At 37.8% G+C, this 22,385-nt stretch carries 27 protein-coding genes; 1 reads left to right on the top strand and 26 read right to left on the bottom strand.

Translation table 11 applies throughout. The annotated features are described in order from the left end of the window. The 24 genes from SOS22_RS04310 to SOS22_RS04425 form a co-directional block, all read right to left on the bottom strand. The coding region (locus SOS22_RS04310; RefSeq protein ID WP_320596431.1) for a zinc-dependent alcohol dehydrogenase at window positions 1-772 on the bottom strand (772 nt) is incomplete at its 3' end. Window positions 773-788: 16 nt separating this feature from the next. Further along, complete coding sequence (locus tag SOS22_RS04315) at window positions 789-1,439, bottom strand: class II aldolase/adducin family protein (RefSeq protein WP_320596432.1); 651 nt, start codon at window positions 1,437-1,439, stop codon at window positions 789-791. Window positions 1,440-1,459: 20 nt separating this feature from the next. Continuing rightward, a complete protein-coding gene (locus SOS22_RS04320; protein ID WP_320596433.1) occupies window positions 1,460-2,710 on the bottom strand; it encodes a PTS galactitol transporter subunit IIC in 1,251 nt (416 codons plus the stop codon). A gap of 31 nt (window positions 2,711-2,741) precedes the next feature. Further along, window positions 2,742-3,047, bottom strand: a complete 306-nt coding sequence (locus SOS22_RS04325) for a hypothetical protein (RefSeq protein WP_320596434.1) — start codon at window positions 3,045-3,047, stop codon at window positions 2,742-2,744. Beyond that, the gene (locus tag SOS22_RS04330; protein WP_320596435.1) at window positions 3,044-3,517 is read right to left on the bottom strand and encodes a PTS sugar transporter subunit IIA; all 474 of its coding nucleotides are present in this window, start codon (window positions 3,515-3,517) and stop codon (window positions 3,044-3,046) included. Before SOS22_RS04330 ends, SOS22_RS04325 begins: the two co-directional genes overlap by 4 nt. A gap of 348 nt (window positions 3,518-3,865) precedes the next feature. Then, a complete protein-coding gene (locus SOS22_RS04335; RefSeq protein ID WP_320596436.1) occupies window positions 3,866-4,519 on the bottom strand; it encodes a hypothetical protein in 654 nt (217 codons plus the stop codon). A gap of 19 nt (window positions 4,520-4,538) precedes the next feature. After that, window positions 4,539-5,729, bottom strand: coding sequence for a UxaA family hydrolase (locus SOS22_RS04340; RefSeq protein WP_320596437.1), 1,191 nt, complete (start codon window positions 5,727-5,729; stop codon window positions 4,539-4,541). Further along, window positions 5,726-6,031: a UxaA family hydrolase gene (locus tag SOS22_RS04345; protein WP_320596438.1), complete on the bottom strand. Its 306-nt coding sequence runs from the start codon at window positions 6,029-6,031 to the stop codon at window positions 5,726-5,728. Before SOS22_RS04345 ends, SOS22_RS04340 begins: the two co-directional genes overlap by 4 nt. Then, window positions 6,021-6,695, bottom strand: a complete 675-nt coding sequence (rpe, locus tag SOS22_RS04350) for a ribulose-phosphate 3-epimerase (RefSeq protein ID WP_320596439.1) — start codon at window positions 6,693-6,695, stop codon at window positions 6,021-6,023. The genes SOS22_RS04345 and rpe overlap by 11 nt, the downstream gene beginning before the upstream one ends. A gap of 29 nt (window positions 6,696-6,724) precedes the next feature. After that, entirely contained in the window at window positions 6,725-7,870 is a 1,146-nt protein-coding gene (locus SOS22_RS04355) for a mannitol dehydrogenase (protein ID WP_320596440.1), read from the bottom strand. After that, the gene (locus tag SOS22_RS04360; protein ID WP_320596441.1) at window positions 7,867-9,057 is read right to left on the bottom strand and encodes a mannitol dehydrogenase; all 1,191 of its coding nucleotides are present in this window, start codon (window positions 9,055-9,057) and stop codon (window positions 7,867-7,869) included. Before SOS22_RS04360 ends, SOS22_RS04355 begins: the two co-directional genes overlap by 4 nt. Before the next feature lie 11 nt (window positions 9,058-9,068). After that, entirely contained in the window at window positions 9,069-10,007 is a 939-nt protein-coding gene (locus SOS22_RS04365) for a phosphoglycerate dehydrogenase (protein ID WP_320596442.1), read from the bottom strand. Window position 10,008: 1 nt separating this feature from the next. After that, window positions 10,009-10,644, bottom strand: a complete 636-nt coding sequence (locus SOS22_RS04370; protein ID WP_317313563.1) for a ketohydroxyglutarate aldolase — start codon at window positions 10,642-10,644, stop codon at window positions 10,009-10,011. A gap of 21 nt (window positions 10,645-10,665) precedes the next feature. After that, window positions 10,666-11,478 (bottom strand): Cof-type HAD-IIB family hydrolase, encoded by an 813-nt coding sequence (locus SOS22_RS04375; RefSeq protein WP_320596443.1) that lies wholly within the window; start codon window positions 11,476-11,478, stop codon window positions 10,666-10,668. Continuing rightward, window positions 11,459-12,283, bottom strand: a complete 825-nt coding sequence (locus tag SOS22_RS04380) for a class II fructose-bisphosphate aldolase (RefSeq protein WP_320596444.1) — start codon at window positions 12,281-12,283, stop codon at window positions 11,459-11,461. Before SOS22_RS04380 ends, SOS22_RS04375 begins: the two co-directional genes overlap by 20 nt. Window positions 12,284-12,301: 18 nt before the next feature. Then, a complete protein-coding gene (locus SOS22_RS04385; protein WP_320596445.1) occupies window positions 12,302-12,982 on the bottom strand; it encodes a zinc-dependent alcohol dehydrogenase in 681 nt (226 codons plus the stop codon). Continuing rightward, window positions 12,963-13,343: an alcohol dehydrogenase catalytic domain-containing protein gene (locus SOS22_RS04390; RefSeq protein ID WP_320596446.1), complete on the bottom strand. Its 381-nt coding sequence runs from the start codon at window positions 13,341-13,343 to the stop codon at window positions 12,963-12,965. Before SOS22_RS04390 ends, SOS22_RS04385 begins: the two co-directional genes overlap by 20 nt. A 6-nt stretch (window positions 13,344-13,349) precedes the next feature. After that, window positions 13,350-13,649 (bottom strand): hypothetical protein, encoded by a 300-nt coding sequence (locus SOS22_RS04395; protein ID WP_320596447.1) that lies wholly within the window; start codon window positions 13,647-13,649, stop codon window positions 13,350-13,352. Window positions 13,650-13,853: 204 nt separating this feature from the next. Further along, entirely contained in the window at window positions 13,854-14,267 is a 414-nt protein-coding gene (locus tag SOS22_RS04400) for a PTS sugar transporter subunit IIA (protein ID WP_320596448.1), read from the bottom strand. A gap of 55 nt (window positions 14,268-14,322) precedes the next feature. Then, window positions 14,323-15,138, bottom strand: a complete 816-nt coding sequence (locus SOS22_RS04405) for a PTS system mannose/fructose/sorbose family transporter subunit IID (protein WP_320596449.1) — start codon at window positions 15,136-15,138, stop codon at window positions 14,323-14,325. A gap of 2 nt (window positions 15,139-15,140) precedes the next feature. Continuing rightward, window positions 15,141-15,884 (bottom strand): PTS sugar transporter subunit IIC, encoded by a 744-nt coding sequence (locus SOS22_RS04410; protein WP_320596450.1) that lies wholly within the window; start codon window positions 15,882-15,884, stop codon window positions 15,141-15,143. Between the two features lie 70 nt (window positions 15,885-15,954). Further along, window positions 15,955-16,443 (bottom strand): PTS sugar transporter subunit IIB, encoded by a 489-nt coding sequence (locus tag SOS22_RS04415; protein ID WP_320596451.1) that lies wholly within the window; start codon window positions 16,441-16,443, stop codon window positions 15,955-15,957. A gap of 11 nt (window positions 16,444-16,454) precedes the next feature. Beyond that, window positions 16,455-17,111, bottom strand: coding sequence for a bifunctional 4-hydroxy-2-oxoglutarate aldolase/2-dehydro-3-deoxy-phosphogluconate aldolase (locus SOS22_RS04420; protein ID WP_320596452.1), 657 nt, complete (start codon window positions 17,109-17,111; stop codon window positions 16,455-16,457). A 10-nt stretch (window positions 17,112-17,121) separates the two neighbouring features. After that, window positions 17,122-18,111 (bottom strand): NAD(P)-dependent oxidoreductase, encoded by a 990-nt coding sequence (locus SOS22_RS04425; protein WP_320596453.1) that lies wholly within the window; start codon window positions 18,109-18,111, stop codon window positions 17,122-17,124. A gap of 301 nt (window positions 18,112-18,412) precedes the next feature. Here SOS22_RS04425 and SOS22_RS04430 point away from each other — a divergent pair, with 301 nt between their 5' ends. Next, window positions 18,413-20,716, top strand: coding sequence for a hypothetical protein (locus tag SOS22_RS04430; protein ID WP_320596454.1), 2,304 nt, complete (start codon window positions 18,413-18,415; stop codon window positions 20,714-20,716). Between the two features lie 83 nt (window positions 20,717-20,799). Here the strand turns inward: SOS22_RS04430 and SOS22_RS04435 are convergent, their stop codons facing one another. After that, complete coding sequence (locus SOS22_RS04435; RefSeq protein WP_320596455.1) at window positions 20,800-21,744, bottom strand: phosphoglycerate dehydrogenase; 945 nt, start codon at window positions 21,742-21,744, stop codon at window positions 20,800-20,802. Then, window positions 21,741-22,385 (bottom strand): ketohydroxyglutarate aldolase, encoded by a 645-nt coding sequence (locus tag SOS22_RS04440; RefSeq protein ID WP_320596456.1) that lies wholly within the window; start codon window positions 22,383-22,385, stop codon window positions 21,741-21,743. The genes SOS22_RS04435 and SOS22_RS04440 overlap by 4 nt, the downstream gene beginning before the upstream one ends.

Genomic DNA, 22,385 nt, shown 5'->3' on the forward strand with positions numbered 1-22,385 from the left:
CTGGACGAGCCATTTCAAATGCTTTTTCCCATGCTTCTGGGAATCCGGTTGCTTCTACAACGATTTGCGGTCCTTTTCCTTCTGTTAGTTTTCTTACTTGTTCAACATAATCCGGTGCGCCTGCATTAATTTGTGCAATTGTACCAAAATTCTTCGACAATTCCAATCGATGTTCAGACAAGTCGGCTGCGATAACGCGGCATCCATGCAAGTTCAAAAGATCCATGAACATCAATCCAATAGGACCAGCCCCAATTACAACAACATAATCACCTACTTTGGCAGGGATGGAATCAAATCCATGAACCGCACAGGCCAATGGTTCCAACAAAGCAGCATATTCATATGGCAATCCATCTGGAATTTTAAAGAAGTTATATTTCAAGATATGCGATGGTACAGCAACATACTGAGAAAATGCTCCATTCAAATATTGTAGATGTTCACATAAACTATATTGTTTATTTTTACAGTTTTCACATTCAAAGCATGGAGCTGTATTTACACCAACTACCCGATCACCTACTTTGAATTTTGTGACATTCTTGCCTACTTCAACAACATCACTGGCAAATTCATGTCCAAATGTGGATGGTGTATGTTGAATGATGGTTGGATGACCACGACGATATGTCTTCAAATCTGTTCCGCAAGTCAAAGCAGCTCTAACTTTAACAAGGATTTCATCATCCCCAATTTGAGGAATGTCTGTTTCTTCAAATCGTACGTCTCCTGGTGCATAAAACATTTGCGCTTTCATTTTTCCTTGCATTATTTTTCCCTCCTAATTATTGTTGACCATAGTTCTTTTCGGTATCTTTACGCATATATTCTGCAATCTGATCTTCTAAAATATTTACATCACCCATTTGGAATGCATAATAAGCAACTTTCGCACTTTCTTCCAAAACAATGGCGTCTTTTAAAGCTTTATCAATATCACTATCAACACAAATAGCTCCGTGATTTCCCATCAAAACGGCTCTATCTTGTCCAATCGCCTCTGATGTAACATCTGCTAGTTCTTGTGAGCCTGGCAAACAGAAATCTGCAACTTTTACTTTTCCACCAACTAAATCAGCAGCTTCTGAAGTAATACATGGCATACCATCGATATCCCGACAGGCCCACGCTGTACAGAATGTTGAATGTGTATGGATAATACCATTTACATCCGGACGTTTCCGATAAATTGCTGTATGCATCGGTGCTTCAATAGATGGTTTTCTTTCTCCATCCACAATGTTATTGTCTATATCAACCACTACAATGTCTGAAGGATGTAATGTTTCATATGGCATACCGCTTGGTGTGATACAGATATATCCAGTTTCAGGGTCTCTTAAACTAAAATTTCCAAATGTTAATGGAATTAATTTTTCTCGTTGAATTGTGAGTGCAATTTCAATTACATGTTTTCTTTCTTGTTCTAGTAGCATATCAATTCGTCATCCTCTAATTAAGCAAATATGCTGATAACTTTAGCAATAATATATGGTACTAAGTGAGCTCCAATATCCAATGAAGATACATATTTTGCTCCTTCTGGGAATGCAAAATCGACAGACTTAGCAATTGATGTAACTGTTGGTGCTAAATCGGTAGCAATATACAAAATACAAATCATCATTAATGTACCTGAAATCAATGCACGTAATAAATTTCCTTTTGATGCAACAACAGGCCAAATCATGAAGAATGGTATTGTCGAGAAATCAACCAATGGCATTACTTTGTTACCAGGTAAGATAAAGCTCAATAATAAAGTGATTGGTATCATGATCAATGCACTAGAGATGACCATCGGCGATCCCGTTGCAACTGCAGCATCCAGACCAATGTATACTTCTTTTCCTGGAAACCTCTTGTTCATAAAGTTCTTAGCGTCTTCACTCAAAGGCATTAAACCTTCCATCAAAATAGATACCATACGAGGTAAAATAAACATTACAGCTGCCATATTTACAGCAATTGTGACAACGCCAGCAAGATCTTCACCTGCCATAACGCCAATTGCCGCACCTAAGATGACTCCTAAAATCATTGGTTCACCTAAGAATCCTAATTTTTCGGAAATTGCTTCACCATCTAAATTAACACTGCGAAGTCCAGGAATTTTATCATACACTTTATCCAATAAGATAAAGATAGGTGCCCAACTGACAGTTTCTGTGTGTGGTAATGAAATACCAGGAAGGCCAAAATAATCTTGAACCAAAGGAGCTGTCATATCGGCAAATTTAACAATGATAATAAATGTGATACCCGATCCAATAATTCCCCAAATCATACTTCCTGTCATGTATTGAATTAAAGATCCTGTTAGAATAAAATGCCAATAATTCCAAATATCGATATCTAATGTCTTGGTCCAGTTAAATGCCAACATAATAATGTTGATAACAAAGCAAGTAATAAATACGAATGGTACAATATTTGTCGCAAATGCAATGGATGAACTTACCGGCCAGCCAACATCAATAACTTCAAGATTTAAACCAAAACGTTCAACCATTGCTTGTGTCGCCGGTGTAATATATTGTCCCATCAAACCAACAACTAAATTAATACCAATAAATCCAATACCAATGGTCAAACCTGCACGAAATGCTTTTGAGAATTTTTCACCTAATATCAATCCAAGAATAGTAATGATGATTGGCATGACAACGGATGATCCCATGCCTAAAATATAATTAAGTACAGCCATAAAGGTTTTTCTCTCCTATTTTTCCTTATTTCTATGCTAATGTTTTCAAATAATCTGCTATTTCATCGGCTAATTGTTCAGCTCCTATGCCAGTAATAAATTGCAACGCACGGAATGTTTTGGTTCCTTTTAACTTTTGAACTGGAATTTCGGCAGTATGAATGATGCAATCAGGATGAATAATATCGGCTTTTGCAACAATTTCTGTTGCTTTGCATTCAATCACATCTACCTGAGGGATTCCTCTTTCTTTTAGTAAAGTTTTACATTTGTTAGCTGCTACGGTAGACGTCGCAACTCCCGTACCACAAGCCGATAATATCGTAAATTTCCTCATAATGTTTCCTCCTTCTTCTTGATTGTTTCAACGATTTCTTTTGCATTAGTTGCATTAACGAGTTTTTTCAAAACATCCTGATCTTGAATCAACATAATGACGTGTTGCAAAAATTCCATATAATTGCTTCCATTAACCGCTAGCATGATAACAAAAGTAACCGGAACCATAACATTATCTTTTGGATTCGTTGCCATTTGATGAAACATGACCGGATGTTTCAACTTTGCTACTGCCAATGCTGTTTTATTTACATGTACTTGGTCAGTGTGCGGAATCGCTACACCAATACCACCGACATCTAAACCCGTAGGAAATACTTTTTCGCGTTCGCCCAACGCTCCAACATATGTATCTTTTGTATAACCTAATTCAGTCAATTTTCCACCAACTGTTTTAAATACATCTTCTCTATCGTCAACATCTAGATCGATAAAAATCAATTCTTGTTTTAAATTATCCCAAATCATTTTGTCCTCGTTTTTAATTTTCGTTTCCTTCTATTGTCATTATATGAATTACTTCTTTTCTCATAAAGTTCAAAGCCGAGTCAAAAGAAAAACGCTAAATTGAACTAATTGATATACACAAAAGATTTCGTGTCTTGTTCGTGGTCTCTACACCACTTCCTTCCATCATTAGTTTTATGCCAATGCCTTACGATTCACTACATTTGGCAATTACTTCCTGCTGTAGGCTTTTGCCAATTAAATAAAGCACATCTAGCCCACAAAAAAAGGAACCAAAGATTTTACTCTTTGATTTCCTCTTGATCCAATCGGTATAACTTGTTTTTTGATTCATTGTACAAACACACATTACTTTATATATTTCCCCATGGCATCATGAATGACTTGTTCCAATGCCACATCTGCATTGTGATCCAATGCTTTCTGAAAATAATCTTTTGCTTCTTCTTGATTTCCCTGATAGGCATATTGTAAACCAAGCATCAACTCCAAATTACTTCTTCCTTCAGATGATTCTTGCATGTTGTCCAACTTCTTCTTAATTTCCTCGATATGATTGGCTTTCTTTTCTACAAAGACATCGTATGAAATTTCCATTGCATGAATCACATTGGGATATTTGTCTAATTGTTTGGCCTGCTCTAATATCTTCTTGCTATCTTTATAGCTTGCACGCTTGATATAATAATAAAAAGTTTGCCGATACATGGCCATCTTTTGCGAATCATTGATATTCATTCCATTTTGTATGAAGGAAACTTGATCATGTACTTTTTCTAATTCATTCTTTTTCATGTAGAAAGTCAATCTCATAAATTCTCTATCAAAGGCCGGATAGGACATTTTACAGGGAAAGCTATCTAAAGTTTTCATATACGATGCTTCATCATTATTTTGTAAACTCTGATAAATTTTACGATTGACCTGACTTTTCATCATTGATTTCGCAACGACCAAGCCGCCAATGATCAATAACAAAATAAGAAAATTCGTTGTATTCATCTATCCATCCACCTAAGAATCAATAATAGTATTCTTTTATTTTTCCCTTAAACACATATTTATTCACACGTGCTATCGCTATCTCATTACAATTTGTTTTCTCTGCTTTCGTGCGTTTCCCATTTACCGTTTCATAAAATAAAGACCGTAAAGTGAGGAAATCATTTGCTAAGGTCATCTTTCCATTGATTACATCACTGGCATCCAAATCAATATGTTCCTTCATAAAATGAGACACGTGCGGATTAGCTGATATTTTAATGACCGGTACAATTGGATTGCCAAGTGGTGTTCCCAATCCCGTTGAAAATAGGATGATCTGACATCCACCTGCTGCCATTCCCATCATGCTGATGGGATCATTACCCGGCGTATCCATGATGACCAATCCTTTTTGTTCAATGGGTCGTGCATAATCCAATACATCTTCAATCACGCGATGGCCTGCCTTTTGGATGCATCCCAAAGATTTCTCCTCCAACGTCGTGATCCCACTAGCTTTATTGCCTGGCGATGGATTTCTTTTTCTTACATTTTCGCCAACCGCCAACTGACTTTCTTCATAAGGCAAGATAATATCTTTGATCTTTTGCGCAACAACAGGATCTTTTGCCTGTTTCATCAAAATATGTTCGGCACCAATAAACTCGGTTGTTTCGCATAAGATGGACGTTCCACCATGATCAACAATATGATCTGACATCCTGCCAATCAATGGATTTGCTACCAATCCACTGGTGGGATCGGAACCTCCGCATTCCGTACCAAGTATAAGATCCGATAAAAGAATCGGCATTCTAGGTACTGCTAAGCTAGCTTGAACCATTGCTTGTGCCTTAGGAATGGCTTGATCAAGTACCGAAGCAACTCCTCCACACTTTTGAATAATGAATGTTTCAAGTGGTTTATTGGTTCTTTTTCGAATGGCATCGATCATTAGGTCCATCTGACAATTTTCACACCCTAATGAGATGAGAATTGCGCCATATACATTTGGATTGGCAACCAAACCAGCTAAAGTCCGAAGCGTACATGCTTGATCATACGCATTTTGTGAACATCCCAACTGATTATGAATTGCCGTCGTTCCATCAACTTTTTCCGCCATTTGGCTCGCCACATCCGATGCACATACACTCGTTGGCAAAATCAAAACATGATTGCGAATGCCTATGGTTCCATCTGCTCGATGATAGCCAAATAATTTCATACTGTATCGGCCTTTCTTTCCAGCTCATTAGCTATACTACTTAAATTATGTGTGTGGACCCATTCCCCTTTTGCGATATCCCGCATTGCCCAACCAATTTTTTCCCCATATTTTAGGACAACCTCATTTTTATGGATTGGACAAATCGCAACTTTATGATAAATAGGAATAGACTGAAGAGGAGAAAGCATGACCTGTTTTCCCCTCGAATTTGTGTAAACGATGTTTTGATTCTTTTCAATAGCTTCCAAAACTACAATGACATTGTCTTTTTCATGAATGAGCATGGCGTTATTTTTCATTGGGAAGTTCCTGCATGGTTTTACGTAATGATGCTACGATTTGTTGATAAGTACCAGGCTTTCCAAATAAAGCACTAGTACCCAGAACAAAACCATCCACACCCATTTTTAACAGATGCAAGATCACTTCAGGCGAACATGCACCATCAACAACAATTTTAAAACCAAACTCTTTCTTCATTTCTACCAATTTATTTATTTTATGAATGGTAAATTTTTGAAATTTTTGACCGGCAAATCCTGGATTTACCGTCATCACTAACACATAATCACACAAATAAATCATCTCTTTGATTGTCTCAATACTGGTGTCCGGATTGATAGCTATGCCAGCCATTTTTCCTCGATCTTTAATATGTGCCAAAGTTTTCACAACGTATCTTTCGGATTCTGGATGAATATAGATCAAATCAGCTCCTGCATCTAAAAACCAATCGATCTTATCTGCTGGATCTTCGATCATCAAATGCACATCCACCAATGCATCGGTCGATTTGCGAATAGCCTGAACATCACTCAATCCCAATGCAAAATTAGGAACAAAACTGCCATCCATGATATCACAATGAAAGATGTCTACACCTGCTTGATCCAATTGATGCACTTCATGCTGTAAGTTTTGAAGATCCGCACACATCATGCTCGGACATAATAATTGACTCATATATCGTCCTCTTTCTGTTACAGATTGTCTCACTCAGGCTTTGAATCGATAATGTCTAAGACTTGCACGTGATCACGATTTTTCATGATTTGTTCATAATAATATTGCACATCTTGCGCAATCTTTGAATCCATATCCAAATCATTCAATTCACAGAACGTTTCGATTGGGCTTTTCTCTAACATCGGTTCATTATTCAATCCTTGTCTTTCTTGCCAATAGACCAATGCAGCCGCAGCAACAAATTCCATGATTCGATAATCGCGATGATGATCCATCAAAATTTTCATTGGCGACATGATGCGTTCTGTTGGACCCAACTTACGTTTCGGCGCACGTCCATTCTTTATATTAAAATCAAGAATATCCCGATTCTTCATTTTCCGCATTGCCCGTTGAGCAAATTCTTCTTCATCTTCTTTGGTGATTTGGAAATAATCTTGTAAAGAAGGATTCAGATCTTCTAGTAAACGATCCATTGTTTTGGCAATGTCTGGATCATTGGCCGCATCGCCATACACTTCAAATCCCTTCACATAACCACAATAGGAAATCAAGCCTGCTAATGCGTTATAAGTATAAATTTTACGCTTTAAGAATTTCTCAAAATCATGAATGGGAATGGCCCCTTCAAAATCCATCGTATCAATGGCATCGGCATCAAATGGAAAGTAATATTCATTCATTGATAAAATATCCAAACGGGTCTTATCCAATTTTACGGTTGAGCAGAAGACAGCCGTCATCGAAATCACATATTCTGCTGTTATGCCTTCTTCTTGCATATGTTGTTTTAACACACGACCCGGATTGATTCCATTTTCTGCCGTCATGATGATCGTTTTCTTTTCTTTACCTGCCAATCCAGCTTTTAGTTGTCTGGCTACATCACCTAAATTTTGTTCACCAACTGAAGTGAAAACATAATCAGCTTCGTAGATAGCTTGGATAGCTTCTTCTGAATCTGATAAATACGCATGAATACCATGGATATAAAGTGGTTTGCGATCTTTCGAATAAAAATGAATACAATACGCTTGATCTTCTTGCAGCAATTGAATCAATTCTTTATTTTTGTCCACTAAAGTAATTTCATAATTGCCATTTTCAAACATAAAACGCGGCAAATAACCACGACCGGTTTGTCCAGCACCAATCACAACTGCTTTTTTCATAGATTCACTTCCTCTTTTAACCATCCACGTTTTTGGAGTTCATGAATGCCATCAATGATCATGGTGTATAATTTTTCATCCGGCTTCAATCCACAAACGTTTTCCAAGATATATCCAATTCCATTTTGCATGCGCATTTTTTGTAGCTCTACTGCCGATTCATCTTCGGGATTATCATAGAATAAGGCCGCCGCTGTACAAAGCGCGATTGCTTTGGGTTCTACACCAACCGATAACGCAATTTTGCTTGGGCCAATCAAACGATCATTGGGCTTTAGTTTTCGTAATGGATCTCGTGCAATTCGCGTGATTGGATCAACAATATCTAAATCGGTATACTTGGCTTTTGCTCGCTTTGAAAAAGCCAATTGACTTTCTTCATCGATACCCATTCCTTTAATCAACGCTTGATTGATCTCATCATAGATTTCATCTAAGATTGGTGCTATTTCTGGGCTATTGGCTGCAACCGCTAAATATTTTTCACCTAGTAAATAGCCTAAATACGCAATCGACCCACAACTTGTGTTATTGGTATAGAGCTTTTGCGTCAACAAATTGCCAAACTGATCCACAAAATCTACATATTCCCAATTTGGTAATTCTCCCTTGATAGCAGCTTTATCCATCGGTAAATAAGGGAAGTTTTGGATCCAAGTATCCAAAGGATTTGTAAGTAAACTTGGATCCGGTGCACCTGTCCCTGTACAAAGGATGACGGCTTCAGCAACACCCACATTCTTTTCAAATGTTGCTTTTTCATCTTCATCCAATTCTGCTTCCAACGCTTGTTTCAAATCACATGCTGGTTCGATCCAATTTTCACAAGTGATGATATTTGTCACATGACCTTTCCCATTATGTAGCATTGCTTTATATGCTTTGCCCAATGTTTTTCCGACCGATGGCATATTCTTTCCACCACATGCGGTAAAAACAAAATCGGCTTCAGCCCAAATTTCAGCCAATTTTTCAATATCATTTGCACTATACGCGGTTACATTCGTATTGACGATATCTTTTTCCGGATGGCCCAATACATGAATGGTATACGATCCGATCTCATTTAACTGTTTGACCATTGGATCCATGACATCAAAATAGGTAATTTGAACATGATTCAAAAGCATGATCTGTGTCACAAATCCTCGACCAATTCGTCCAGCACCTAAGATAATTACCTTCATTTGCATCCCTCCTATTTCAATTGATCTAACATCACTTCGGTTGCTCGAACGACTGTATTCATCTCTGCTTCTTGTGAACGGGATGCAATATGAGCCGTTAAGATAAATTGATCCATTGCCAATAACTCATCGATCCACGCTTCTTGTTGAGGGGGCTCACTAGTAAATACATCCGAACATACTGCATGAACTTCATGATTTTTTAAAGCTTCATAAATAGCTTTTTCATTCACGATGCCACCACGAGCCGCATTGATCAATACCGCCGTATCTTTCATTTTTTTGAATTCTTCCGTCGAAATCATATTTCTCGTTTCATCTGTTAATGGTGTATGAATAGTGATAAAATCACACGTCGTCAATATTTCATCTACCGTCGTTTGTTTGGCTTCATATTGATCCAATACTTGTTGTGGAATCTCAAATATATCATAGGCATAAATATGCATGCCGATTCCCTTTGCCATTCGTGCTACATTTTTACCGATATTGCCAAATCCAATGATGCCAATATTCTTTCCTTTTAATTCAAAACCTGTTGGTTTGACCCATTCTCGATTTTTTACATGAATGACATTTCCAACTAAATCGCGGGCCGCCGCAAACATCATACCCACTGTCAATTCAGCCACAGCATTCGAGTTTGTACCGATACAACGCCCTACTTTGATTCCCATTTCATCACAAGTTGGTAAATCAATATTATCCAAACCCACACCAAATTTAACGATTGATCTTAAATTTTTACATTGCAGCAATAAATCTCGATCTAAAGAATCAACACCAACGATGATTCCGGTTGCTTGCTTTGCCTTTTCTACAAATACTTCCCGAGGAAACGGCTTTCCTGTATCATTCCAATCGACTTCATAGCCAGCCGATTCTAATTGTTTTTTATAGGCAGCTCCATATTTTGCATAGCCTCGCGGCGTGATCAAAATCGTTGCCATATTATTTTCCTGCCTTCGCTTGCTCGAATGCATCACGTAATTTTTTGGCATTTGCGGCAATGTCTTCACTTGTTCCCTTAGACAACAAGCCACCAACACCTAATGCTTCTGCACCATTAGCGACCCATTCTTTCACATTTTCCGGATTTACCCCGCCACTGGCCAAGATAGGAAGTTGTGGACATGGTACTTTAAACACTTTTGCCAGACTTGGACCATAATAATTCGAAATTGGGAAAGCCTTGATAAAGCTAGCTCCTGCTTTTAACGCTGTTAATGCCTCGGAATAGGTTGTACAACCTGGACCATAAGGTACTTGATATAAATTACAAATTTCTTGGACTTGGGCATCAAAATTTGGTGCAACCATGAATTCCGCACCATTCATGATAGCCATTCGCGCTGTGGCTGGATCCAATACCGTACCTGCACCAATGCACATTTCATCTCCGTATTTTTCTTTGATGGCCTTAATGACATCACCTGCATTCGCATTGGTATAACTGATTTCCATGACATCGACGCCACCATCATGACAACCCTTCGCAATTTCTAATCCACGTTCAATTGTTTCTACACGTACAACCGCAAAAATTCCGGTTTTCTTAATTCTTAATGTTGTTTCTGGTAATCCCATTTGTTTTTCCTCCTGTTTTTTTTACTCTATAAATTCTTTCAAAAAATAATAAATTCCATCTTCATCATTTGTATGTTCCAAAATAATATCGGCAACTCGTTTTGCCTGTTTGCTCGCATTCTTCATTGCAATCCCCAACGAGGATGCTTCTAACATTTCTGCATCGTTATCGCCATCGCCAAATACCATGACGTGTTCTAAATTGGATCCATTGGATCGTACATACATTTGAATAGCTTTGGCTTTGGATACTTTTTCATTCAAAAATTCATAAATATTTTTTTCGGTCCAATACCCCTTCAAATTCTGCATTGGCATAGAAAGAATGGTTTGCAATGTTTCTGGCCGATGAAATTCCAACATCACACGGGCAGGTTCTTCCCATTTTTTTTGTGCATTGGATAATAAAACCATTTGTTCCTGATTGTTTTGACTAATTTGCTTCATCAATGGAGTTTGTTTGGTCACAAACAAAGATCCTGGATTATGAAAAGCAATGTTGATATCTTCCAAAGCAGAAAATGACGTAATGATCATTTTGACTTGATCAAAGGACACATAGCCATTTTTTATGTGCTTCATCGTTGGTAACAATAAGAGATCAGCTCCACTGTTGGCGATGATCACATCCAATATGGCTTGTAATTGATATTTTTTGATCAAAGGGTATACCGAACTTAAAGCCCGTCCCGTGGCTATCCCAAAATGCAAGCCAGCTTTTTTACCTTGGATCAATATATGTAAAGTTCGATGGGAAATGCATTTATTGGAATCCAACAATGTGCCATCGAGATCAAAAAAGCAAAACGATACCTTACTTTTGTGAACATCCAAAGAGTTTAATATAGTATTCAATTTTATTCTTGAACCCCTCTGCTAGTAATGGATATAAGTTATATACTTCATTTCCCGACAAATCCCGGCAAATTAAATTTGCGATAGCGGATCGTTTCAAATCATTAGATAAATTTATTTTATTGATGCCTTCATGAGCACATCGTTTTAGATTTTGATCTCCGGTCCCACTACCACCATGTAAGACCAAGGGAATCGGTATAGCTCTTCGCAATTCATGTAATAAATCAAATTGAATGTGTGGTTCACCTTGATACACGCCATGAGCCGTACCAATCGCAACTGCCAATGCATCAACTTGGGTACGCTCTACAAACTCGATGGCTTCATCCACTCTTGTCAATACAGATTGATCATCCTTTTCTTCTTGACCAAAACCTACATGTCCTAGTTCCGCTTCTACCGTACATCCTTGCGAATGAACAATTTTTACCATTTCTTTGACTTGTTCGATATTTTCATCCAATGGTAAAGTAGATCGATCAATCATGATATTTGTAAAGCCCGCCCGCAATCCTGCAATACAAGCTTCAAAGGTTTTCCCATGATCCAGGTTTAGTGCAATCGAACTTTTAGATTGACGAATCAAATCGGTTGCGATACGACCAAAATACATGATATCTGGGTTAGCTACGGGCGTTACATTTAGTATTAAAGGAGAGTTCGTTTCTTCTGCAGCTTGTATTGCAGCCCTCAAATTATGTTCATTGTCTACGTTACATGCTGGTACGGCATAGTTTTCTTTCATTGCTTTTTCCAGCATGGCTTTCATATTCACTAACATCTATCGCTCCTATCTCATTCAATATCTGATGACGACACGATACATACCAGGTGCTATTGCCTTTTGAAACGCTTCAATTCCTTGATCAAAAGGATAGGATGCATCAATAACTGATTTCATGTCGATCAAGCCATAAGCAATTAATTTCACAGCTTCTTCATTATCCGTCAGTGTTGGATTTAACGTTCCAATGATCTGGATTTCCTTGCTATGGATCATGCCAAAATCGATTCCGATCTTATCTTTTGCATCTTGTGAACTATAGGCGATCAAACGACCATAAGGTGCTAATACATCGATGGCATCTTGCCAGATACCTTGACTAGGAATCGTATTAATGACCACATCCGCGCCAAGCCCATTGGTTATCAATCGTACTTTCTCGATCAAATTTTCTTTCGTAGGATCGATCACCATCCATGCGCCTTGTTCACGTGCTCGTTCTTGTCTTTTTTGATCTGTCTCGGAAACAATGACTCTTGCTCCTCTCATCAAGGCCAATTTCAAATGAAAATAGCCCATGATGCCCAAGCCAATGATCACGACAGTTTCACCAAACTGAATATTGGCCTTTTTGATACTGTGTACAGTACAGGCCAAAGGCTCGGTCAATGCCCCTGCATTGAAATCCAGATCAAAGGGAATCTTGATGATTTGCCAAGCAGGAATGACAATGTATTCACTGAGGCCACCACCCATGATCATTCCCCCCATGTAAATTGGCTCGTTGGGGCATTTTTTGCTTATTTTTGCATTGTGTTCCTTTTCCTTCACGGTCTAACTGACATTGCATACAATAAGCCGAGGTAAAGATGGCATGATCACCTGGTTGGACCTCGACAACGCCACGTCCCACTTTTTCGATGATTCCACTACATTCATGCCCTCCTAGAAAAGGAAATGGATGTTTTCGAGTTCCTAGATATGTTCTTCGATCGACTGTACACAAAGAAACAGCTTGTGTATGAAATAAAACTTCATAATCACCAACTTCAGGTATATCAATGGAGCGATAGCAAAGCTTCTTTTTGTCTTCGATCAATAATGCTTTTGACTTCATTGCCCATCACCTTGCATAACGGAGCAAATAGTACATCCCCATGGAAAGCGAGACGATCGTTGCGCCACAAACTAAGATCATCATTTCGGAAGTGACTTGATGGGTGAGAAGACAATAAATCAATCCCATGCCAATCAACAAATATCCAATAGCCACGATAGGAAATGGTGTTTCTTTTTTGATTGAAACGATTTGTTGTTTTCGCTCTACCTTTTTTGCTTCTTGTAAATTAGGCATGATCTTATAATTAAAATAGAATAAATAAGCAAAGTAGATCACAGCCACAAAGACAATATTCAATATCATCGGAAGATGAAATAGAAGATTAAACAAGAACACAAAGGATATGGAATCCACAATGTTCATGCGTAATAATCGAACTTTGAAATCCAAGCCATCTTGCAATAAGTAATTTTTATTTGTGGATTTAATATGAAATATTTTTCTTGACTTTGTATCCTCAAAAATATCTGTTTGAATGCCAAATACCATAGGATGCCCCTTTCATATTTAAATATCTAAGGATGCACGAAGATCAACGATCGTATCTTTAGATATTGATTTCAAATGTTGTTTCAAGTCACTCATTTTCATGGTCGATGCACTTGATAAGGCTTCCATCACGATAGGCATATTTACCCCTGTAAAGCACTCCAATTGATGGCTTTCTTTTTTTTCATCGATAGCCAAAGCAACCATATTGAATGGTGAACCTGCAAAAATATCGACAAAAATCAAAACTCCATCACCCGTATCCATCGCATCGATCTTTTCAATGATTTCATCTTTTAATTGCTCAGGACTTTCACCTACAGCTAAACCAATTGTTTCCAATGCATCGGCTGCATCGCCAAAAAACATCCGGGAACTTTCTTTAAAAGCCTGCGCTAACGGCCCATGTGTAACGATTAAAATATTTACCATATATTCCTTCCTTATAACGAAATGGGGAAGTGAATGGCTTCCCCGTTTACATGAATTATCCTAAGAATCCAACGGCTCCACCAATGAATCCGATGACAAATAAAACCAATAATACAGTAGTGATGCTCTTACCTTTTACTTGTAATCGATAAGCTAATAAGGTAAACGCTAAAGGTATGATACAAGGGAAGATCTTATTTAAAATATCGCCAATTTGCAATTTACCGGTACTCAACGTTACCGTTAATACAGCACCAATTGTCACGTATTTTACGATCATTGCACCCAAGCAGAACAAACCAACAATACCCAAGAAGGTCGTTACTTTCGCAATGAATCCACCTTCTAAGAACTTATCGATCGAGTTGACACCCAACTTATATCCTTGATTGAACATGGCATATGTAACGGCGAAGTCTAACAATGTTACACCGATACCATATACCCATGCACCCCAAATATATCCTTGTGCAGCCCATGCTAAGACGATACTAAGAATGACTGGTTTGATCAATCCGGCCCAGATCGTATCACCAATACCAGCTAATGGCCCCATCAATGCGGTCTTTAATTCTGTGACCATGGATGCATCCACATCATCTCCAGCCTCATTGGCAATACCTTCTTCCAATGCAACGACCATTCCTGGCAATACAGCTCCCCAACGAGGTTCTGTATTAAAATATTGCATATGACGAACCAAACCTTCAGAAACTTTTTCTTTATTTCCATCATATAATTTATCAAGGATTGGTCCCATCATACCGGCTAGAGATCCAGCTTGTAGACGCTGATAGTTATAGGTCATGTGGGAAGTGACCCACCACCAATGCATTGCACTTTTGACATCTTTTTGTGTTAATTTAGCCATACCTATTCAGCCTCCTTTGTTTCACCAAATCCTAACTTGATCAATAAGACAGCGAAACATACTCCAATGATTGCATACAACAACAAATCAGTCATTTGCGTATATGCAGCAATGGATAAACCTAAAATGAAGAAAATTGCCAATTCTTTTTTCCACATAAACTTCAACAACATGGACATACCTAATGCAGGCAAAATCTTACCAACGGCTGCCAAACCATTCATCGACCATACTGGTAAGCTTGCAATCATCGTTTTAATGAAGTCACTACCAAACCATGCAATCAAGAATACTGGCAATACACGAACCAACAATACGATGCAAGGTCCACCTAATACCTGTAAACGACGAATGCCTTTCCAATCGCCTTTTTCTGCTAATTTGTCCATACGAACTGGCCAAATCGAAGCAAGTGTCATATAAGCAACATGCATGTAGTTACCTAATAATCCAATAGGAACCGCAAACGCTACCGACTGGTTAATATCCATACCACCTTTGATAGCAACGAACGTTCCAAGTAATCCGGCCCAATATAAGTCTGAGGCATTTGCACCACCTGCAGAAATCCAACCTAGATAGGAAATGTTGATTGTTGCACCAATCATTGTTCCTTGTACAGGATCACCATAAATTAATCCTACCCAGAAACCGGCCATTACTGGTTCACGGAAGAAGTACCAAAACGTAGGTCCTTGTGTACCGTTAAGCAATGCCAATAAGGCCATTAATAATGCTTGTACCATTTGTTCTCTCCTCCTTTAATACTGGTAAGCAATTTCGATTCAATTTTTGAATCCTTCCCCAAATTCATAGTTACTGGAATTTTTCAAGAGCTGTTTTAAATGGTACTTTGTTATCTTCCGGAATTGGCTGACAGAAAATATCTACACCATCTTCATACATCGGTTTCAAGGCATCTACATCTTCTTGTGACATCACAATATTTCGGCAAATGTTCACCTTGTTTCCCGCTCCTTCAATTCCACCAACTTGTAATGATGGGTATTTCACACCGGCAGCATAAGCTTTGGCAGCTCCTGCAGGTGTTTTAAACAAAATCAATAAATTATTTGTTGGAAAACTTTCTTCCTTCCAACGTTTTCCTGCATCATCCGCAGTTAAAACTTCAACTTTTACACCATGTGGTGCCGCATTTAATAAAATTTTCTTCATGATCGGGCTTTTTGCCGAACGATCATCGATGACAACAATGGATTCAATATCATATTTCTTGACCCAACGTGTCATTACCTGTCCATGAATTAAACGAAAATCAATTCTAGTTAGTTTTAAATTGTCCATATGTTCTCCTATTAATATTTACTTGCTATTTCTACAAATCTTTGCGCTCTTCTTGTCAATTCAGCATAATTGCCTTCTTCGCGTAATTTTTTGTCGACCAAACGCGAAGAGATACCAGCTCCTGCAAATCCTAAATCCAAATATTGTTTAAATGTTTCTTCTGTAACACTGACTGTTGCAATGTATTTCACATGATGAAGAGGTGCATAAATATCTTTGCAATACTTGATGCCTAATGTTCCTGCTGGAAATAACTTGATAAAGTCGGCTCCTGCTTCATCCGCCGCACAAATTTCCGAAGGCGTCATAGCCCCTGGCATAGATACCAAGCCCACATCCAATGTTTCTTTCACAACAGCTTCATTGAAATTAGGCGAAACAATAAATTCAGCTCCTGCTTCTTTGGCAATGTGTACCTGCTCGGTTGTCAGAACCGTTCCAACACCTAATTTCAAAACATCGCCAAACTGTTCCTTTAACATTTTGATATTACGTGTGATGGTTTCTGCTGTATGAGGATCTGTTTGATCAAATGTGATTTCGAAACAACGAATGCCTCCATCAACCAGTGCTTTTGCTAATTTTCTCAATTCTTCATCATAAATTCCTCGAGTAATCGCAATAATTTTATTTTCTTCAATAGCTTGAATTACTTCATCTCGTATCATTCTTTATCACCTACAATCCATTTACGATCTCGCTCGGACGCTTTCCATTGTGTACATTTAAAATATCTTCATACACTTTTTGATTCATTCCCTTAGTGCACTCTAAGTTATACACACCGACATGCGGAGACAATACCACGCGATCCAATTTCAAGAGAGGATTCGTCGGTTCGATGGGTTCTCGGATGCATGCATCCGCACCATACCCATACAATTCTTTATTTTCGATGGCTTGGGCCACAGCTGCTTCATCCACCAATGCTCCTCGGGCACAATTGAGCAAGATTGCAGATGGTTTCATCCATCCCAATTCTTCTTTGCCAATCAAATGTTCATTTTCATTGGTTAAATTACAATGCAATGAAATGATATCGGCATGTTCTAAAACATACTTTAAATCACATAGAGTCACATTTTTCTCTTGGGCCACTTTTTTTGGCAAGAATGGATCAAAGACAAGAATTTGATTGTTATACCCCTGTTTCATGATGTCCCCCACTCTTTGACCGATGTTGCCATAGCCAATGATTCCTGTGACTTTGTTTCGAAGTTGTACACCCATCAATCGTTCACGATGTACGCCCCACTCCTGTTCATGGACCATGCGATTGGCCACACAGATGTTCCGTGCTACGGCATGCAACAATGCAATCGTAATTTCTGCGACTGCATCCTGCTCAGTGATCTTGGCTTCCTTGGTGACATATACACCATGTTTTCTGGCTGCTTCCAGATCAATATTGTTGTAGCCAAGACCATGTCGGGCCACCAATTTGACATCTGGATCCAAATCAAAAAACTTAGCTTTCAAAGTTGGATGCGTTCCTAATATGATGTATTGATATCCACGTAATTGGTTCGCTAATTCTTTGGAAGATACATCCTGATCAAAACTAAACTTCTGAACAGGACCAATTTCGGATTCCAGATATTGAATATACTCGGGAAAATCTCGACCATAACTGTTCACATTGACGATCGCAATTTTTTCTTTTAGCAAATTATTCACCTCACTTCGTATCGATTTGGGCTCAAGCCATTTGCTTTGCGCAATTTACTTTTAACATGGATATTTTACATGGTCAAATTCATGGATTTTTTAATGTGTAACATTTTATTTCACTTTATATAAAGCATATTTTTTATTTTATACACATTAAATCACAAATATATACACTTTGTGCTACAATGAAGTTACACATTTGATCAAGCTACAAAGAAAGAATTCATAAAAAATCACACGAAAAAATACCGATTTTTTTCAACAAATTGTAAGCGCTTATATCAATAAGGAGGACCTCATGGATAAATCAACTCGCCAAGAACAAATAAAAAAAGTAGTCGAAAAATACACGACTACTCATATTGAAGACAATACATTTACTTTTGATGACTGCAGCGCCTATTCCATTGCACTGGATCTGTCTATTGATCGTTCGAATGTATCAAGAATTTTAAACAAATTATTTACATTAAATCAATTGATCAAGATCGAAGGCAGACCAACTCTTTATATATCCCGAGAAGTTGTCCTAAAATACTATCCATCTATAAAATTACCAAAAATCATCTTAAAAACGGATTCCATCACCAATTACATCCACACTTCCAATGTGGTAAACAGCAATCAATTATCTCAAATCGTAGGCATGGAAAATGATGGTTCGCTCTATTTTGCGATTCAACGTCTGGCTCCTTACTTTTTCCTACCGCCATCAAAAAATGTAACGATTCTTGAAATTGTCGGTGAAAAAGGAACGGGAAAGAAATTTATTGTGCAGTCTTTATTTGCCATTGCCCACCAACAAAATATTTTCAAACAAGCACAATCCATCTATTTTTGTAGTGCTCATTATTTAAAAAACGATAAAAATTCAATCATCAATCAAATGCATGTAGAAGCTTTCCCAATCATTTATATTGATGACATCAACGAAAATACGATTGACTACATCACGACATTTGTCCATGATATATCATTGAAATATAAAAATCATAAATTGAATCAACCATTGGTTTTCTTAGCTGTATACCCAAGTGTGATTCTTAATACCTCTAACTTGATCATACCTACCAAGGTAAAAATTCCCAACTTAAAAGAACGACCAAAAAAAGAAATCTTTTTGCTCTTTCTTTCTTTGATCATTCAATTTGCCAAAGAAACCAATCATGCATTAATCTTACACACGGATCAAGTCGCTAAATTTATCGACTATGATTACAACCTAAATTGTCAGGAGCTCTATCAAGAAACATATAAGTTCTTAGCTAAAAACTTATATTATTCTGAGAATAATGAAGAGACCATCGATTTAAACTCACAACATTTAAGCCATCATTTTCGCCCTATCAATAATTATTCCGAGCCAACCAAACAATTGATGTCCAATTTACCAGAAATAATCGATATTTCTCCGAATACTTCTATTCAATCTTTCCAAGATACATATTTCAGTAAATCAGATCAATTGTATCTCAGTGAATCCATCGATCAAGATTTTGATGTGTTTGAAATGTTCATCAAATGTACATCCTCTTTGAATGATTTCCAATTTGATTCTTTTGACAATATTTTTGAAGAAAAATTAAAAGATAGTCCTTTAGCCAAAGATCCAAATATCCTAAAGCTCACTTGCCAGATCCTTCAGGAATTTGTCGATAATCGGATATCGATCTTAAAGTATAAAGTAAATAATAAGCTGAAGATCTCCCGATCTACTCAAAATATGTCCAATGTCGTGCAATATTACGTGCAGATGAAAAATCACTTTAAGATCATGGAAACTGAAAAATTTTTGATTCAAAGCATCATTGAACAAGCATTGGAAATTGTCAATGATACTAAAGTGCCATCATTGATCATTTGCCACCACAACAACACAAGTGAGAACTATGCCGATAAATTTAATGAATATTCCCATTCTCATCGCTTTTATTCCATTGATTATACGGAACAATGGGAAACACGATCTTTAAAAGATTTCCGAAATCATATCGCTCACCTAATTGAAATGATCAACCGAGGAAAAGGGATGACTTTATTTGTAGATTCCTACCCGCTTACTTTGTTGGACAGTCAGCTTGTATTAAAGTTGAAAATACAATTGTTTTCCTTTTCTGCGGTATCGGCATTTGCCTTATATACGGCTTCGCAAATTACCAACTATGATACATTTTTTAGCAGCAGTGGCTACTTGATGAATCAAAATAAGATCAATTCTTATTTACTCAAAAGCACGTTAAATCAAAAAAAAGATAGAGATACCGATTTGACCTTTTTTAGCAGTTTATTTCCATCTATCGATGTTACGAAAACCAATGAAATTTTCTACAAATGTTTATTATTTATTGCCCAAAATGTTCAATTTGAATTGAATAACCGTATCATCGTGGATTTCCTTTTCCACGCAAACTGTATGATCGATAAAACGATAAATTCCAATCGGCAATACACGAAAGTTGAAACAACCGATGAAGATGTTTCTCACATCATCAAACAATCCTTATCCATACAGCCAAAGCTTTCAGGATTGGAATTTACCGATACTGAAATTAATATATTGTATAACTCTATTTATGAAAATATTCCTAAGAATCAACAATAATCTTCCTATTGAAACGTATATGGAAGACCACTATGAACTAAAAAATGCAGATGAAATGATAGAATCATCTGCATCTTTATCTATTATTGTAGAGAAGAGAAAAAGTTATATAAAATATCGGTTGCCCGATTCACAGTATTGATTTCAGATTCTTGAGATCGAGAACCAATATGCGCCGTTAAATAGAACGAATCCAATGCGAGTAATTCTTGTTGCCAACCTTCCTTTGTAGGTGGTTCATCTTCAAATACATCCGCTGCATAGGCCTTTATTTCCTTATGTTTGAGGGCTTCCAATGCATCCTTATCCTTAACGATTCCGCCACGAGATGCATTGACAAGGATTGCGGTTTCTTTCATTGTTTTCAATTCTTGCATACCTATTAAACCGGTCGTCTCTTTCGTTAAAGGGACATGAATAGTAATAAAATCGGAAGTTTGGAGGAGTTCTGATAATGTACATTGTTTGGCCTTGCATAGTTCCAATGCTTCTGAAGGAATAGGAAATGCATCATACACTTGTACATGCATGCCAATGCCATTTGCCATATTCGCTACCAATTTGCCAATATGACCAAAGCCAATGATTCCAATCATTTTATTAGATAGTTCTACACCTGTCGGTTTTTTCCATTCCCCTTTTTTGACATCCGAAACATTTGTTGAAAGCATTCGGGCACAATTAAACAACATGCCTATGGTATATTCGGCAACCGCATTCGCATTTGTCCCAATACAACGCTCTACCTGAATGCCTTTTTGTTGACAATACGCCACATCAATATTGTCTGTTCCCACACCAAATTTTACGATGATCTTTAAATGGGGACATGCATCAATCAAATCCGCATCAATCTGGTCTACACCAACAATGATCGCGTCGGCCTCTTTTGCTTTTGCTTTGAATACATCCGATGATAGAGGAGATCCCGTATCATTGATATCCAATTCCAAGCCTAACGATTCCAAATGTTTTTGGGCTTTGGCTCCATATCGAGCATAGCCACGAGGCGTAATCAGTACTTTCATGCCTGAACCATCTCGTCTCGTGCTTCATTGACCAAACGAATCAGTGCTTGTGCATTTTCTTTGATCTGGGAAGCTTCACCTTTGGTCAACAAGCCACCAACGCCAAGTACTTCAGCGCCATTTTTGATCCAATCTTTCGCATTCTTCAAATTTACACCACCACTCGCTAATACAGGCAATTGTGGACAAGGTACTTTAAATGCCTTCGCTAGGTTCGGCCCATAATAATTAGAAATTGGGAAAGCTTTGATAAAGGCAGCACCAGCCTTTAACGCATTCAAGCTTTCTGAATATGTGGTACAACCCGGCCCATAGGGAACCTGATATAAATTCGCAATTTCCATGACTTCTGGTTCATAATTGGGTGCCACCATAAATTCGGCTCCATTCATAATGGCCAAACGAGCGGTTGTTGCATCTAAGACCGTTCCTGCCCCCACACAAACGCGACTACCATATTTGGCTTTGATACTTTGGATCACATCCCCTGCATTGGCATTGGTGTAGCTAATTTCCATTACGTCTACTCCACCATCAATGCATCCTTGGGCAATTTCGAGTCCTCTCTCTACGGTATTGACTCGAACTACAGCCATTACGCCTGTTTTTGCCATTCGCAATGTTGTTTCTGCTTTTTTCAT

The sequence above is a fragment of the Absicoccus sp. genome (assembly GCF_034090965.1).
GTDB classification, from domain to species: Bacteria; Bacillota_I; Bacilli_A; order Erysipelotrichales; family Erysipelotrichaceae; genus Absicoccus; species Absicoccus intestinalis.

What these genes read in the sequence shown, in the direction of transcription:
- SOS22_RS04340 (WP_320596437.1), bottom strand. Translation starts at nt 5,729, where the DNA reads ATGAAATTATTTGGCTATCATCGAGCAGATGGAACCATAGGCATTCGC.
- SOS22_RS04435 (WP_320596455.1), bottom strand. Translation starts at nt 21,744, where the DNA reads ATGAAAGTACTGATTACGCCTCGTGGCTATGCTCGATATGGAGCCAAA.
- SOS22_RS04335 (WP_320596436.1), bottom strand. Translation starts at nt 4,519, where the DNA reads ATGAATACAACGAATTTTCTTATTTTGTTATTGATCATTGGCGGCTTG.
- SOS22_RS04360 (WP_320596441.1), bottom strand. Translation starts at nt 9,057, where the DNA reads ATGAAGGTAATTATCTTAGGTGCTGGACGAATTGGTCGAGGATTTGTG.
- SOS22_RS04385 (WP_320596445.1), bottom strand. Translation starts at nt 12,982, where the DNA reads ATGGGTGGTGGCCTCAGTGAATACATTGTCATTCCTGCTTGGCAAATC.
- SOS22_RS04405 (WP_320596449.1), bottom strand. Translation starts at nt 15,138, where the DNA reads ATGGCTAAATTAACACAAAAAGATGTCAAAAGTGCAATGCATTGGTGG.
- SOS22_RS04330 (WP_320596435.1), bottom strand. Translation starts at nt 3,517, where the DNA reads ATGATTTGGGATAATTTAAAACAAGAATTGATTTTTATCGATCTAGAT.
- SOS22_RS04395 (WP_320596447.1), bottom strand. Translation starts at nt 13,649, where the DNA reads ATGATATTGAATATTGTCTTTGTGGCTGTGATCTACTTTGCTTATTTA.
- SOS22_RS04325 (WP_320596434.1), bottom strand. Translation starts at nt 3,047, where the DNA reads ATGAGGAAATTTACGATATTATCGGCTTGTGGTACGGGAGTTGCGACG.
- SOS22_RS04370 (WP_317313563.1), bottom strand. Translation starts at nt 10,644, where the DNA reads ATGGGATTACCAGAAACAACATTAAGAATTAAGAAAACCGGAATTTTT.
- SOS22_RS04440 (WP_320596456.1), bottom strand. Translation starts at nt 22,385, where the DNA reads ATGAAAAAAGCAGAAACAACATTGCGAATGGCAAAAACAGGCGTAATG.
- SOS22_RS04420 (WP_320596452.1), bottom strand. Translation starts at nt 17,111, where the DNA reads ATGATACGAGATGAAGTAATTCAAGCTATTGAAGAAAATAAAATTATT.
- SOS22_RS04415 (WP_320596451.1), bottom strand. Translation starts at nt 16,443, where the DNA reads ATGGACAATTTAAAACTAACTAGAATTGATTTTCGTTTAATTCATGGA.
- SOS22_RS04315 (WP_320596432.1), bottom strand. Translation starts at nt 1,439, where the DNA reads ATGCTACTAGAACAAGAAAGAAAACATGTAATTGAAATTGCACTCACA.
- rpe (WP_320596439.1), bottom strand. Translation starts at nt 6,695, where the DNA reads ATGAGTCAATTATTATGTCCGAGCATGATGTGTGCGGATCTTCAAAAC.
- SOS22_RS04400 (WP_320596448.1), bottom strand. Translation starts at nt 14,267, where the DNA reads ATGGTAAATATTTTAATCGTTACACATGGGCCGTTAGCGCAGGCTTTT.
- SOS22_RS04320 (WP_320596433.1), bottom strand. Translation starts at nt 2,710, where the DNA reads ATGGCTGTACTTAATTATATTTTAGGCATGGGATCATCCGTTGTCATG.
- SOS22_RS04345 (WP_320596438.1), bottom strand. Translation starts at nt 6,031, where the DNA reads ATGAAAAATAACGCCATGCTCATTCATGAAAAAGACAATGTCATTGTA.
- SOS22_RS04430 (WP_320596454.1), top strand. Translation starts at nt 18,413, where the DNA reads ATGGATAAATCAACTCGCCAAGAACAAATAAAAAAAGTAGTCGAAAAA.
- SOS22_RS04380 (WP_320596444.1), bottom strand. Translation starts at nt 12,283, where the DNA reads ATGTTAGTGAATATGAAAGCCATGCTGGAAAAAGCAATGAAAGAAAAC.
- SOS22_RS04410 (WP_320596450.1), bottom strand. Translation starts at nt 15,884, where the DNA reads ATGGTACAAGCATTATTAATGGCCTTATTGGCATTGCTTAACGGTACA.
- SOS22_RS04365 (WP_320596442.1), bottom strand. Translation starts at nt 10,007, where the DNA reads ATGGCAACGATTTTGATCACGCCGCGAGGCTATGCAAAATATGGAGCT.
- SOS22_RS04355 (WP_320596440.1), bottom strand. Translation starts at nt 7,870, where the DNA reads ATGAAAAAAGCAGTTGTGATTGGTGCTGGACAAACCGGTCGTGGTTAT.
- SOS22_RS04390 (WP_320596446.1), bottom strand. Translation starts at nt 13,343, where the DNA reads ATGAAGTCAAAAGCATTATTGATCGAAGACAAAAAGAAGCTTTGCTAT.